A 14,207-nucleotide genomic window follows, 5' to 3' on the forward strand; every position below is an offset into this window, starting at 1 on the left:
CCCGGCGCTCGGCAGCCGTCTCGTCTTGCGTCGTCACACCGCCATCGTGCCATCGCGCTCGCGCCGGCGCGGCGCCGGTGGCGCGCGCGGCTCAGCCCGGCCGGTACGCGCTGGTCGCCTGCTCGTACAGCCGGTCCACCTCGCGGCGCCCGCCGTCCGGGCCGATGACCAGGACGAGGTGGTAGCGGCCCTGGTGGATCATCGCGAGGTTGCGGACGTAGACCTCGCGGCCGCTGCCGTCGCGCCACGAGAACGTGCCCTCCGCCATCGCCGTCCGGCCGACGTCGATCCGCCGCAGGCCGGAGGCCGAGGCCCAGCTGGAGGAGCGGTACGGGGCGAGCTCGGGCTCCTTGTTCTGCAGATACGCCATCGGGTCCGCGCCGTACTTCGCCGTCGTGTCGCGGCCGGGCACGACCAGCAGCTCGTAGTCGCCGCCGACGTAGCGCACCTGGCCCTGGCCGTTCGCACCGCGCCGCTGCCAGCCCTTGCGGACCGCGACCTGGAAGCCCTTGGGGTCCTTGCGCACCTCGAAGCCCTCGGCGACGTCCGCCGGCGCGGTGGTGCCCGGCGCCGGGGTGCCGGGCGCCTCGCCGTCCTGGCCGCCGGACGGGGTGTGGCCGGCGTCGGGCGCCGCGCCGGACGTGGCCGTGCGGTCCGCGCCGCCCCGTCCGGCCCTGGCGTTCTCGCCGGCCTTCGGCATGAATGCCATCGCATAGATCACCGCGCAGACCAGGAGCAGCAGGATCGCGGTGAGCAGCAGCCGGCCGAGGTTGCGCGGGGCGCCGCGCGGGGGACGGGCCGGCCGCGCCTCGGCCGTCACGCCCACCTGGCCCAGCATCTGCTGCTCGTACAGGTCCCGGTCGGAGGTTCTGGACCGGACCGGCGGCTTCGGCGGTCTGCCGAGCCGGACGGTGCGGGCCGGCCGGGGCTCGCGCAGCGGCTTGGGCTGCTTCGGGGGGCGGGACAGGCGAGGCGGCGGCGAGGGGGGTCCCCCCTGCTCCCATGAGCTTGCGGGAGGGAAGGTCTGCTCGGAGGCCGGCGCCGTCCTCCGGGGTGGCACCGACGCGGTGGCGGGGGGCCGCGCCGGGGCGGCGGACGCCGGCCGGGGCTGTGCGCGCCGGGGGGTCCGGCCCTTCTTGTGCCGCCCTCTGCGGACGAGTTCGCCGCGGCGCCGCAGGATCGGCAGCCGCCGTGGATCGCCGCCCTGCTCCAGCGCGGGCATCGTCACCAGCCGGGTGCCGCCCGCCGGCTCCGGCGCCGTACGGATCAGCGAGCGCAGCCAGCCGCGCAGCTCCTCGAAGTCGGGTCGGTCGGCGGGGTCCTGACGCAGCAGCGACTCCACGACCGGCCGCAGCGCCCCGCACTCCTCGGCGACCGCGGGCGGCTCGGAGCAGACCAGCCGCACCAGTTCGCCGGCGCTGTCCTCGGGGAACGGCGGATGCCCCTGCACACTGCGGAACAGCAGCGCGCCGACCGCCCACAGATCGGTGGCCGGGCCGACCGGCGGCGCCAACTGCCAGTTCTCGTGCACCGGTCCGGCCTGCTCGGGCGCCCAGCGCTCGGTGACCGGGCCGATGACGGTCAGCCGGGCCTGCCGCGCGCGCTCGGCGGCGAGTGCGGTGGTGGGACGGCCGTATGCGGGCGCCTCACCGTCGTCGGCGCCGCCGCCCGGGGCGGAGCCGGCCTTGGTCAGCGTCACCCCGGCCTCGGCCGGCGCATCGTCTCCGCACATAGCCTCCTGGGCCGCGCCCGCCGCCAGCCCGGTCAGGATCGCCCGGCCGTCGTCGCAGACCAGGACCGTACGGGTGGTGATGTTGCGGTGCAGCCGGCCGTCCGCGTGCAGCACCCGCAGCGCGGTGAGCAGATCCGCGGCGATCTCCGCGGCGCGGTGCGGGGACAGCGGCCGCTCGGCGAGCAGCGCGGCCAGCGGACGGGCGGCGAGGAGTTCGCCGACGATCCACAGGCTGCCGTCCTGCGCAAAGACGTCGAAGACCTGCTCCAGCCGGGGGTGGTCGGGCAGCTGCGCCACGGCCGTGGCGGCTTCGAGCGCCCGTCGCACGGCGGGATCCCTGGGGCTTCGGTCGGCCACCCCCGCCGCCCGCCCGGCGCCGAAGCGGGTGCCGCCGGAGCGCTGCTCGGCGTGTCCGGCCGCCGGAGCCCCCACCACCTCCGCCTCGACGACCTCCGGCAGCGGGACCTGACGGATCAGGACCTCCTGCCCGCTGTAGGTGTCGAAGGCCCGGGTCTCGGTGAAGTCGTCGTCGCCGAGGGGCCGCGCGGGCAGGCGGTAGCGCTCGGCGAGCACCCTTCCTGCGTACTCGTCCACGACGCCTCCCCGCAGCGCGCGCTGTGTCTACCGTCGCGCCGGAGCCGCCCGCCGGCGCCGAAGCCGATGGTCACTTCCGGTCGTATTCCCGCCGATTGCGGATGCGTACGGTCTCGATGTCTCAGATGTCTCACGATACGTGCCCGCACCGGAGGTTGCGGCCCGCTCGGCCGAACGACGCGCGTCATCTCCGCCCGGCACGGCGCACACCACGCCCTTCGCTCAGTCCTTCACCGCGAAGGTCCTGAACGCGGTCGCGATCAGCTCCTGGCACTCCTTGTCCGACCAGGCGTCCGCCTTGCAGGTGATCATGATGGCGTAACCGTGCTGGTCATCGGCTCGGAACCCGCGGTTGAGGACCCGCACCTTCTGGCCGCCCTGCTTGCGGGTGAACGACCAGTCGGCGACGGTCGGATAGCCCCGCCACTTCACCGACTTGATGCCGATGAGGTGGTAGTCGTCGCTGGAGCCGCGCACGCTGGGCTCCAGGCTGCGCCAGGCCGCCGCGGCGTCGTTCCCGGGCTTGGCGTTGTAGTCGACCTGGACGCGCGGGAAACCGCCCGAGGCGCTGTATATGGCGCCGGAGTTCGCCCCCGCGGTATCGGTCTGGTGGAAGCCCTTGGGCATCGCCATACGGAAGTGGAAGCCGCCGTTGGAGACCTCGGCGAAGCCGGCCGGCACGGCCTTGCCGTCGCCGCCGCCCTTGCCGCCGTCGCCCTTCTCGCCGCCCTTGTCGGCAGCCGGGGTGCCGGGCTGCTGCCCACCGGGCTGCTCCGACTCGTCGCCGCCGGCGTTCGCGTCGTCGCCGCCCTCGGCCGATTCGGTCGAGGGCTTGGACCGGCCCGAGGACGACGCCTTGTCGCCGCCGCCGGACGCCTTGCCGCCCTTGTCCGCCGTGTCGCCGCCGCTCAGCGCGAGGGCGAGGACCGTGCCCAGCACCGCGAGGGCGACGACCACGGCCACGATGACCAGCGTGCGGCGCGGGACGACATCGGTCAGCGACGCGCGGGCGGTGGACGGGCGGTTCCCGTCGCCGGGTCTGGAATCCGAGCGGGCCGCCGCGGCGGCAGCGGCGTTGCGCACGGACTGCAGGGCACCGCGCAGCCGGTCCTTGGCGGCGTCGGTGTCGAAGCCGCCGCGAGCGGACGAGCCGCCCCCGGCCGCCGAGCCGCCGGAGGACGAGGTACGCGCAGGGGCCGAGCCCTCGGCCGCCTTCCGCTCGGGTGCACGCGCCGCGGCGCTCGCCGTCCTGGCGGCGCCGGCCTTGGCCGCACCCGCCGCGCTCTTGCCGTTCGTACCCGCCGGGCTCTTCGCCCCCGGCTCCGCCTCCGGGCCGGCCGCCGGCTTCGCCTTCGACCGCGTCACCCGCGTCTTGGGGGCGGCCTTCGGCTTGGCCGTGCTCTTGGGCTTGGCCGTGGCGCGCTTCTCGGGCGCCGTCGGCAGCACCATCGCCCGGGTGGCGTCCATCGGGGGCTCCGGCGCGGTCTGCTCCGGGGCGTGCACGACGTCCAGCAGCAGCGCCCGCGCGCCCTCGTCGTCCAGCCGGGCCGCCGGATCCTTCACCAGCAGACCGTAGATGACCTCTTCCAGCACGCCCGCGCTCTTCGGCGGCTCGACCGGCTCGGTCATCACGGCCGTCAGCGTGGCGATCGCCGAACCCTTGTCGTACGGCGGCACGCCCTCGACGCAGGCGTACAGCAGCCCGCCCAGCGACCACAGGTCGGCCGGCGGGCCCGGCTTGTGGCCGCGGGCGCGCTCGGGCGAGATGTAGGAGGGGGCGCCGACGAGCATGCCGGTCGAGGTCACCGAGGGGTCGCCCTCGACCTGGGCGATACCGAAGTCGGTGAGCACGACCCGGCCGTCGTCGGACATCAGGACGTTGGACGGCTTCACATCGCGGTGCAGGATGCCCTCGCCGTGCGCGGAGCGCAGCACGTCGAGCACGGCGAGACCGACCTCGGCGGCGCGCCGCGGGGTGAGCGGCCCGTCGTCACGGACGACCTCGGCGAGCGAGCGGCCCTCGACCAGCTCCATCACGATCCACGGCCGGTCGTCCTCGTCGACCACGTCGAAGACCGTCACCGCGCCGTTGTTCCGGATCCGGGCGATCGCCTTGGCCTCGCGCAGCGTGCGGGTGATCAGACGACGCTTCTCGTCCTCCTCGACCCCGCCCGGGAAGCGCAGTTCCTTCACTGCGACCGTACGGCCCAGGACCTCGTCGCGTGCCCGCCATACGGTGCCCATGCCGCCCCGGCCGAGAACATCGGCGAGCCGGTACCGGCCGGCGAGCAGCCTGCCCTCCTTGCCGTCCATCTCGACCTTCTCGCCCACTGAATCCCCTCTGCAATCCAGCCGAGTTGGCAGCGTCGATGAACATCGATCACCAAACTGGCCCAACTCGGACAACCCACCCTGGCAGAGCCTTCATTCTCCCTCATCCGCGGCCGTGCGGAAGGCCCGGGTCGGTGCCGGTCACCGTCGCGTACCCGTCATGATGGCCCCGACGAACGGGAGTCTGGATGACGATGCGCCCGCCCCGCCCGGTTCCCGGCGGCGTCCTCGGTCCGGCACCGCGGCCGACCGGCCGCCGCCGCGCGCCGGCGCGTCCGGGCGTGCTCGCCGCCCTGGCCGCCTTGGCCCTGGCGGCCTGCACCGCGCGCGGCCAGACCCTGCCCGTCCCTCCGGTGGGAACCGTCCAGAAGCCGCCGGCGACGACGCTGCCCGCGCTGCGCCGTCTGGTCGCCGACGGCGCGCCGGGCGCGGCCTCCCTCATCACCCGCGACGGCCGCTTCACCGCCTCACGCTTCTCCGCGGCCGGCGTCGCCGATCTGCGCAGCGGCCGCACAATGGGCGAGCCGGACCACTTCCGGGCCGGCAGCCTCACCAAGACCCTGGTCGCGACCGTGGTCCTGCAACTGGTCGCCGAAGGCAGGCTGACCCTGCACGACACCGCGGCCGCGCACCTGCCCCAGGACACACCGGTCGCGGGGCCGGGCGACCGCAGCGACCTGCGGACGGTGACGGTCCGCCAGCTGCTGGACCATACGAGCGGCTTGTTCAACTACACCGAGGACCCCCGGCTCTCCCGGCAGCTCTACGGCAGGGGCTTCGGCGCCCACCGCTACGACAGCCACACCCCGGCCGAACTGCTGCGGATCGCCCTGGGCCATCCGCCGGTGGCGGCCCCCGGCACCCGCTACTCCTACTCCAACACCAACTACCTGGTGCTCGGCCTGATCATCAGGGCGGTCACCGGCCACCCGTACGCCACCGAGATCCACCGCCGCATCATCGTCCCCGCCCAGCTCGACCACACCTCCTTCCCCGGCACCGATCCGGTGCTGCCCGCGCCGCACGGCCGCGCGTACTCCGCCGTCGGCGACCGGCGGGTGGACGCCACGTCCCTGAACCCCAGCCGGGCCGGCGCGGCCGGCGAGATGGTCACCACCCTGGGCGACCTCAACCGCTTCTACTCCGCGCTGCTCGGCGGCGCGTTCCTGGCACCGCGCCAGATGGCCCAGCTGCGCAGTGAGAAGCACACCGGCGGCGCCTACGGCCTCGGCCTCTTCGCCACCGAACTGCCCTGCGGCGTCACCGTCTGGGGGCACACCGGCGACATCAACGGCTCCTTCGCCCAGACGGCGGGCACCGCCGACGGCCGCCACCTCGTCAGCTACCGGGTCAACACCGACGCACTGTCCCGTCCGGCGCACGGCACCGCCGTGCTGACGGCCGAGTTCTGCGCGCGACGGCGCAGCTGAGGTCCTCGGGGCCCCACTGCCTACAGCGGAACGATGTCCGGCGCCCCGAGCCGCGCCGCATCCGCCGTCAGATCGTCCGGCTGCCGCTGCGATTCGCGCTCCGCCTCCACCCGCTTCTGGTAGTGCGCGATCTCCTTCTCGACCTGGTCGCCGTCCCAGCCCAGCGCGGGGGCCATCAGCTCGGCCGCCTCGCGGGCGCTGCGGGTGCCCCGGTCGAAGGTCTCGATCGAGATCCGGGTGCGCCGCGTCAGCACGTCGTCGAGGTGCCGCGCCCCCTCGTGCGTGCACGCGTACACCACCTCGGCGCGCAGATAGTCGTCCGCGGCCGCCAGCGGTTCGCCCAGCGAGGGGTCGGCCACCACCAGCTCCAGCAGCTCCTCCGTCAGCGACCCGTACCGGTTCAGCAGATGCTCTATGCGCGCCACATGCAGTCCGGTGCGCGCCGCGGTCCGGGCCCGCGCGTTCCACAGCGCCTTGTAGCCCTCGGCCCCGACCAGCGGCACGTCCTCCGTCACACACTCCGCGACCCGCTGGTCGAGCGCGTGCACCGCCTCGTCGACGGCGTCCTTGGCCATCACCCGGTACGTCGTGTACTTGCCGCCCGCGACCACCACCAGGCCCGGCACCGGATGCGCGACGGTGTGCTCGCGCGACAGCTTGCTGGTGGCGTCCGACTCCCCCGCCAGCAGCGGCCGCAGCCCGGCGTACACCCCCTCCACGTCGTCCCGGGTCAGCGGCGTCGCCAGCACCTCGTTGACGTGCTCCAGCAGATAGTCGATGTCCGCGCTGGACGCCGCCGGGTGCGCCTTGTCCAGGTCCCAGTCCGTGTCCGTCGTCCCCACGATCCAGTGCCGCCCCCACGGGATGACGAACAGCACGCTCTTCTCGGTCCGCAGGATCAGACCGGTCGTCGAGTGGATCCGGTCCTTGGGGACCACCAGGTGGATCCCCTTCGACGCCCGTACGTGGAACTGCCCGCGCTCACCGATCAGCGCCTGGGTGTCGTCCGTCCACACTCCGGTGGCGTTGACGATCTGCCGCGCCCGGATCGCGTACTCGCCGCCCCCCTCGACGTCCTGCACCCGCGCGCCGACCACCCGCTCGCCCTCGCGCAGAAAGCCCACCACCCGCGCCCGGTTGGCGACCTGCGCCCCGTAGGCGGCCGCGGTCCGCACGATCGTGGTCACATACCGCGCGTCGTCCATCTGCGCGTCGTAGTACTGCAGCGCGCCGACCAGCGCGTCCTTCTTCAGGCAGGGCGCCACCCGCAGCGCCCGCTTGTGCGACAGATGGCGGTGGACGGGCAGCCCCCGGCCGTGTCCCGACGACACCGACATCCCGTCGTACAGCGCGACGCCCGATCCCGCGTACCACCGCTCCCAGCCCTTGTGCTGCAACGGGTAGAGGAACGGCACCGGTTTGACCAGATGCGGCGCCAGCCGCTCCAGCAGCAGCCCCCGCTCCTTCAGCGCCTCCCGCACCAGCGCGAAGTCCAACATCTCCAGGTACCGCAGACCGCCGTGGATGAGCTTGCTCGACCGGCTGGACGTGCCCGAGGCCCAGTCGCGCGCCTCCACCAGCCCGGTGGACAGACCGCGCGTCGCCGCGTCCAGAGCGGTCCCGGCTCCGACGACCCCGCCGCCGACCACAAGGATGTCCAGCTCCCGCTCCGCCATTCGGGCGAGCGCCTCGGCCCGCTGCGCCGGTCCCAGTGTCGCTGTCTTCACCGCTGCCTCCCGTTGCCGTCGGGCCACTGTGGTCGGGGGCGCGCCCCCGTCCGTCGATTCTGTCCGCGCTACGTGCCGCGAGCCACCCTCCGCTCACGGCGGCAACACCCGGCCACCTTGATCCACCAATCCCTATTCTGGGCCAAATATCCGCTTAGTCTACTTATGCACCATCCATCTCCGTCATGCGCTTTCCGCATCCTCATCCGAATACGCCATCCCCAGTCGCTCGGAAAGGAAGGCCGCAGCATGCCCGCAGATCTCGCCGTCATCGGACTCGGTCACCTCGGCCTCCCCCTCGCCCAGGCGGCCACCGCCGCCGGCATCGGCACCCTCGGCTACGACCCCGATCCGCACGCCGCCGCCCTCACCGGCACCGACGGGCCGCTGTCCGCCGCCGAACTCCGCCGGCTGCTCTCGGCCGGCTTTCGCACCACCACCGACCCCACCGCCCTCGGCCGGGTCCGTACCGCCGTCATCTGCGCGCCCACGCCACTGGGCGAGGACCGCGCCCTGGACCTCACCGCCATCGCCGACGCCGCCCGCACCCTGGCCGCACAACTGCGCCCGCACACCACCGTCATCCTCGAATCCAGCGCCTACCCGGGCGCCACGGAGGAATTCCTGCGCCCCCTGCTCGAAGCGGGCTCGGGCCTCGTCGCCGGCCGCGACTTCCACCTCGCCTGCTCCCCGGGCCGCCACGACCCCGGCAACCGCACCCACCGCTACGCCAACACCCCCAAGGTCATCGGCGGTCTCACCCCCGCCTGCACGGAGGCCGCCGCGGCGTTCTACAGCCGCCTCACCGACAAGGTCGTACGCGCCCGGGGCCCCCGCGAGGCCGAGACCGCCAAGCTGCTGGAGACCAACTACCGGCACGTCAACATCGCCCTGATGAACGAGATGGCGGTCTTCTGCCACGACATCGGCGTCGACCTCTGGGACGTCATCCGCTGCGCCGAGACCAAGCCGTTCGGCTTCCAGTCCTTCCGCCCCGGCCCCGGCGTGGGCGGCCACGCCGCGCCGGTGGACCCCAACTACCTCTCCTACAAAGGCCGTTCACTGGGCTACCCGCTCCGCATGGTCGAACTCGCCCAGGAGGTCAACGGCCGGATGCCCCGCTACGTCATCCAGCGCTGCGCCACCCTGCTGAACGAACACGGCAAGTCCGCGCGCGGGGCCCGCATCCTGCTCCTCGGCGTCACCTACAAGCCGGACGTCGGCGACCTGGCGGGCTCCCCGGCCTGGGAGATCGCCTCGCGCCTGATGGAACTCGGCGCGCACATCACCTACCACGACCCCTACGTCCACCGCTGGACCGTCCTGGACCGCCCCGTCCCCCGCGCCGACTCGCTCTACGACTCCGCCGCCGCCGCGGATCTGACGGTGCTGCTCCAGCCCCACCGCACCTACGACCTCCAGGGCCTGTCGGTGAAGGCCCAGCTGCTGCTGGACACCCGGGGCGCCACCCCCACCGGCGCGGCCCACCGGCTGTGACGCGCCGTGGGCCGCACACGGCGAGAGCCCGGCCGCACCGTGGTGCGACCGGGCTCTGCGAAGTGGGAGAACGCGGGGACTACCGCCGCGGTGCGACGGTGACCTCCACCCGCTGGAACTCCTTCAGCTCCGAGTAGCCGGTCGTGGCCATCGCCCGGCGCAGCGCACCGAAGAAGTTCATCGAGCCGTCGGGCGTCGTGGACGGGCCGAGCAGCACCTCCTCCGTCGTGCCGACCACACCGAGGTCCATCCGCTTGCCGCGCGGCACGTCCTCGTGGACCGCCTCCATGCCCCAGTGGTGGCCGCGGCCGGGCGCGTCCGTCGCACGGGCCAGCGGGGAGCCCATCATCACCGCGTCGGCGCCGCAGGCGATCGCCTTGGGGAGGTCACCGGACCAGCCCACACCGCCGTCGGCGATGACGTGGACGTAGCGGCCGCCGGACTCGTCCATGTAGTCGCGGCGGGCCGCGGCGACGTCGGCGACGGCGGTCGCCATCGGGACCTGGATGCCCAGGACGTTGCGCGTGGTGTGCGCGGCGCCGCCGCCGAAGCCCACCAGCACACCGGCGGCACCGGTCCGCATCAGGTGCAGCGCGGCGGTGTACGTGGCGCACCCGCCCACGATCACCGGGACGTCCAGCTCGTAGATGAACTGCTTGAGGTTCAGCGGCTCGGCCGCCGACGACACGTGCTCGGCGGAGACCGTCGTCCCGCGGATCACGAAGATGTCCACACCGGCGTCCACGACGGCCTTGGAGAACTGCGCCGTGCGCTGCGGGGAGAGCGCCGCGGCGGTGACGACGCCCGCGTCGCGCACCTCCTTGATCCGCTGGCCGATCAGTTCTTCCTTGATCGGCGCGGCGTAGATCTCCTGCAGCCGCTTGGTGGCGGCGGTGCCGTCCAGCTCGGCGATCTCGGCGAGCAGCGGCTCCGGGTCCTCGTAGCGGGTCCACAGCCCTTCCAGGTTGAGGACGCCCAGGCCGCCCAGCTCACCGATGCGGATCGCGGTCTGCGGGGAGACCACCGAGTCCATGGGAGCGGCCAGGAACGGCAGCTCGAAGCGGTAGGCGTCGATCTGCCAGGCGATCGAGACCTCCTTCGGGTCGCGGGTGCGGCGACTGGGTACGACGGCGATGTCGTCGAATGCGTATGCCCGGCGGCCGCGCTTGCCGCGCCCGATCTCGATCTCAGTCACGTGTGTGGCCTTTCCCTCTTTGTCTGCCGTTCCAGTATCCCCGACGCGCCGAAGCCCGCGGCCGGGGTCCGGCCGCGGGCTCCACGGTAGGCCGTGCCGGGCCCTCTCCAGCGGAGCGGGGCCCGGCGGTCGCCTGCTAGCGCCGTGCGTAGTTCGGCGCCTCGGTGACCATCTGGACGTCGTGCGGGTGGCTCTCCTTGAGGCCCGCGGCGGTGATCCGCACGAAGCGGCCCTTCTCCTTGAGCTCGGGGATGTCGGCGGAGCCGACGTAGCCCATGGAGGCGCGCAGACCGCCGACGAGCTGGTGGGCGACCGAGGCGAGCGGGCCGCGGTAGGGCACCTGGCCCTCGATGCCCTCGGGGACCAGCTTGTCCTCGGAGAGCACGTTGTCCTGGAAGTAGCGGTCCTTGGAGAAGGACCTGCCCTGGCCACGGGACTGCATCGCGCCCAGCGAGCCCATGCCCCGGTAGGACTTGAACTGCTTGCCGTTGATGAAGACCATCTCGCCGGGCGACTCCTCGCAGCCGGCCAGCAGCGAGCCCAGCATGACGGTGTCCGCGCCGGCCGCGATGGCCTTGGCGATGTCGCCGCTGTACTGCAGACCGCCGTCACCGATGAGCGGGACCCCGGCCGCGTGGCACGCCTGCGCGGCCTCGTAGATCGCGGTGACCTGCGGGACGCCGATGCCGGCGACGACCCGGGTGGTGCAGATCGAGCCCGGTCCGACGCCGACCTTCACACCGTCCGCACCCGCGTCGATCAGCGCCTGGGCGCCGTCCCGGGTGGCGACGTTGCCGCCGACGACATCGACGGTGGTGTTGGACTTGACCTTGGAGATCATGTCGAGGATGCCGCGGCTGTGGCCGTGCGCGCTGTCCACGACGAGGAAGTCGGCACCGGCCTCGACCAGCGCCTGCGCCCGGTCGTACGCCGCGTCGCCGACGCCCACCGCGGCACCGACGACCAGCCGGCCCTCGGCGTCCTTGGCGGCGTTCGGGTACTTCTCCGCCTTGACGAAGTCCTTGACCGTGATCAGGCCCTTGAGCACGCCGTTGTCGTCGACCAGCGGCAGCTTCTCGATCTTGTGGCGGCGCAGCAGCTCGATGGCGTCCTCGCCGGAGATGCCGACCTTGCCGGTGACCAGCGGCATCGGCGTCATGACCTCGCGGACCTGCCGGCTGCGGTCCATCTCGAAGGCCATGTCGCGGTTGGTGACGATGCCCAGCAGCTTGCCCGCGGCGTCGGTGACCGGCACACCGCTGATCCGGAACTTGGCGCACAGCGCGTCGGCCTCGGCGAGGTCGGCGTCCGGGCGGACCGTGATCGGGTCGGTGACCATGCCGGACTCGGAGCGCTTGACCAGGTCGACCTGGTTGGCCTGGTCCTCGATGGACAGATTGCGGTGGAGCACGCCCGCACCGCCCTGCCGCGCCATGGCGATGGCCATGCGCGCCTCGGTGACCTTGTCCATCGCCGCGGACAGCAGCGGGATGTTCACCGTGACGTTGCGCGAGACCCGGGACGCGGTGCTCACCGCGTTCGGCAGCACCTCCGACGCGCCGGGCAGCAGCAGCACGTCGTCGTACGTCAGCCCGAGCATGGCGAATTTGGCGGGCATACCGTCGACGTTGTCACTCATGACACCTTCCCCAATGCTCTTGCCTCAGCGCGGACTCCCATGCTAACGGCCTAGAGAAGTGTCCCAATCCACGAGCGATGAGTGCCTCGTCACTTGTGCATTCCTACGGCGACATCACGCCGCCCGCTCCGGGCCCGCGCCTACTGCTCGGCGAGCGCCCGCAGCCTGCTCAGCGCACGGTGCTGGGCGACCCGCACCGCACCGGGCGACATCCCCAGCATCTGACCGGTCTCCTCGGCCGTCAGCCCGACGGCGACCCGCAGCAGGACCAGCTCGCGCTGGTTCTCCGGGAGGTTCGCCAGCAGCTTCTTGGCCCACTCGGCGTCGCTGCTCAGCAGCGCCCGCTCCTCGGGGCCGAGGGAGTCGTCGGGCTGCTCGGGCATCTCGTCGGACGGCACGGCCGTGCTGCCGTGCCGCATCGCGGCCCGCTGCAGATCGGCGACCTTGTGCCCGGCGATGGCGAAGACGAACGCCTCGAAGGGCTTGCCGGTGTCGCGGTAGCGCGGCAGCGCGCAGAGCACCGCCACGCAGACCTCCTGCGCCAGGTCCTCGACGAAGTGCCGGGCGTCACCCGGCAGCCTCGACAGACGCGTACGGCAGTAGCGCAGGGCGAGCGGGTGCACATGGGCCAGGAGGTCGTGGGTGGCCCGCTGGTCGCCCTCGACTGCGCGTGCGACGAGATCGCCGATCTCCTGCTTCCCGTCATCGCGCATCGGTCCATGGTGCCTTGGTGCCGAACGATCCGCGGCACTACCCCCGTCGTTGTGCCCCGAACCGTTACGAGCCGTCGCGCTTGCACCCACGTTCCACGCCTCCCCCGTTCGGGTTGTACCCATACCGACCGCGAGCCCTCGCCGGTAGCTTGTCTGCGTGCCGTACGGCGCCGGGCAGGCCTTGTCCGTCATGAGGTCTCTTCTGGCCGAGTGAGAAGCCCCGGCCTCCGCCGGGGAGGAGTCACACCTCCAAGGATGCGGCATCCCGTGAGGTTTCGGCGCCGGCGTCGACGCAGCGGGGTTACGACGTTCGCTACCCGCTTCCGCGGGCGGGCGCCGTAACCCCGTTTGCACAGCAGGTCAGCGGACCAGTCCCCAGCGGAAGCCGAGCGCGACCGCGTGCGCCCGGTCGGAGGCGCCGAGCTTCTTGAACAGGCGCCGGGCGTGGGTCTTGACCGTGTCCTCGGACAGGAACAGCTCCCGGCCGATCTCGGCGTTCGAGCGGCCGTGGCTCATGCCCTCCAGCACCTGGATCTCGCGGGCGGTGAGCGTCGGGGCGGCACCCATCTCGGCGGACCGCAGCCGACGTGGGGCGAGCCGCCACGTCGGGTCGGCCAGCGCCTGGGTCACCGTCGCCCGCAGCTCGGCGCGCGAGGCGTCCTTGTGCAGATAGCCGCGGGCACCGGCGGCGACCGCGAGCGCGACACCGTCGAGGTCCTCGGCCACCGTGAGCATGATGATCCGGGCGCCGGGATCGGCGGACAGCAGCCGGCGCACGGTCTCGACACCGCCGAGACCGGGCATCCGCACGTCCATCAGGATCAAGTCCGAACGATCGGCACCCCAGCGGCGGAGGACTTCCTCGCCGTTGGCCGCGGTCGTCACACGCTCGACGCCGGGCACGGTCGCAACCGCCCGACGGAGCGCCTCTCGGGCAAGCGGGGAGTCGTCGCAGACGAGGACGGAAGTCATGACCGCCCTCCGCAGCTGATGCGCGTCACCTTGAGCCTCCAGGCTGGTACATATCGTCACCTGTGCGATTGACGGCCGCCTCGGACATGTGCCCGAGGGCTACCTCTGCCAATCGCCTCCGCACACTCAACGACGGTCACTCGAAAGAGTTACGGCTTCGGTGACCGAGTTCAGCACGCTCCGTGAGGAGCCGGATACGCAGACGACTCGTCGGGCGGCCCGCATCCGCGCGTGCACCCTATGCCCTATTTGGCTCTCTTTCTTCCATTTTCGCGTTGACTGCGACTAGATTCGCAATGAGTCATATTTACATCTACTTCGATAGTAGATGTACGGTCTTGAGCACCGAGCCCGAATCAGCATCGCTTCGAGGGGAC

Annotated in this window: 9 protein-coding genes; 2 read left to right on the forward strand and 7 right to left on the reverse strand. The window is 72.5% G+C overall.

Going from position 1 to position 14,207, the window contains the following annotated elements:
- Positions 1-91: 91 nt before the first annotated feature.
- Both WAB15_RS18290 and WAB15_RS18295 read right to left on the reverse strand, forming a co-directional pair.
- The gene (locus WAB15_RS18290) at positions 92-2,326 is read right to left on the reverse strand and encodes a protein kinase (RefSeq protein WP_407286914.1); all 2,235 of its coding nucleotides are present in this window, start codon (positions 2,324-2,326) and stop codon (positions 92-94) included.
- 222 nt (positions 2,327-2,548) lie between these two features.
- Complete coding sequence (locus tag WAB15_RS18295; RefSeq protein ID WP_407286915.1) at positions 2,549-4,657, reverse strand: protein kinase domain-containing protein; 2,109 nt, start codon at positions 4,655-4,657, stop codon at positions 2,549-2,551.
- A gap of 188 nt (positions 4,658-4,845) precedes the next feature.
- On the opposite strand from WAB15_RS18295, the gene WAB15_RS18300 reads away from it, so the two are divergent.
- On the forward strand, positions 4,846-6,087 hold the full coding sequence (locus tag WAB15_RS18300) for a serine hydrolase domain-containing protein (RefSeq protein ID WP_407286916.1): 1,242 nt from the start codon (positions 4,846-4,848) through the stop codon (positions 6,085-6,087).
- A 20-nt stretch (positions 6,088-6,107) separates the two neighbouring features.
- On the opposite strand, the gene WAB15_RS18305 is transcribed toward WAB15_RS18300, so the two are convergent.
- The gene (locus WAB15_RS18305) at positions 6,108-7,814 is read right to left on the reverse strand and encodes a glycerol-3-phosphate dehydrogenase/oxidase (protein WP_399146579.1); all 1,707 of its coding nucleotides are present in this window, start codon (positions 7,812-7,814) and stop codon (positions 6,108-6,110) included.
- Positions 7,815-8,063: 249 nt separating this feature from the next.
- On the opposite strand from WAB15_RS18305, the gene WAB15_RS18310 reads away from it, so the two are divergent.
- Positions 8,064-9,311, forward strand: a complete 1,248-nt coding sequence (locus tag WAB15_RS18310) for a nucleotide sugar dehydrogenase (RefSeq protein WP_407286917.1) — start codon at positions 8,064-8,066, stop codon at positions 9,309-9,311.
- A gap of 79 nt (positions 9,312-9,390) precedes the next feature.
- Here the strand turns inward: WAB15_RS18310 and WAB15_RS18315 are convergent, their stop codons facing one another.
- From WAB15_RS18315 to WAB15_RS18330, 4 genes are all read right to left on the reverse strand, one after another.
- On the reverse strand, positions 9,391-10,506 hold the full coding sequence (locus WAB15_RS18315; RefSeq protein ID WP_384430033.1) for a GuaB3 family IMP dehydrogenase-related protein: 1,116 nt from the start codon (positions 10,504-10,506) through the stop codon (positions 9,391-9,393).
- Positions 10,507-10,642: 136 nt separating this feature from the next.
- Positions 10,643-12,145: an IMP dehydrogenase gene (gene guaB, locus WAB15_RS18320; RefSeq protein WP_399146577.1), complete on the reverse strand. Its 1,503-nt coding sequence runs from the start codon at positions 12,143-12,145 to the stop codon at positions 10,643-10,645.
- Between the two features lie 140 nt (positions 12,146-12,285).
- On the reverse strand, positions 12,286-12,858 hold the full coding sequence (locus WAB15_RS18325) for a sigma-70 family RNA polymerase sigma factor (protein ID WP_393487483.1): 573 nt from the start codon (positions 12,856-12,858) through the stop codon (positions 12,286-12,288).
- Positions 12,859-13,218: 360 nt separating this feature from the next.
- A complete protein-coding gene (locus WAB15_RS18330; protein WP_003948568.1) occupies positions 13,219-13,830 on the reverse strand; it encodes a response regulator transcription factor in 612 nt (203 codons plus the stop codon).
- Positions 13,831-14,207 lie beyond the last annotated feature (377 nt).

It is taken from the genome of Streptomyces sirii (assembly GCF_045690365.1).
GTDB lineage: Bacteria > Actinomycetota > Actinomycetes > Streptomycetales > Streptomycetaceae > Streptomyces > Streptomyces sirii.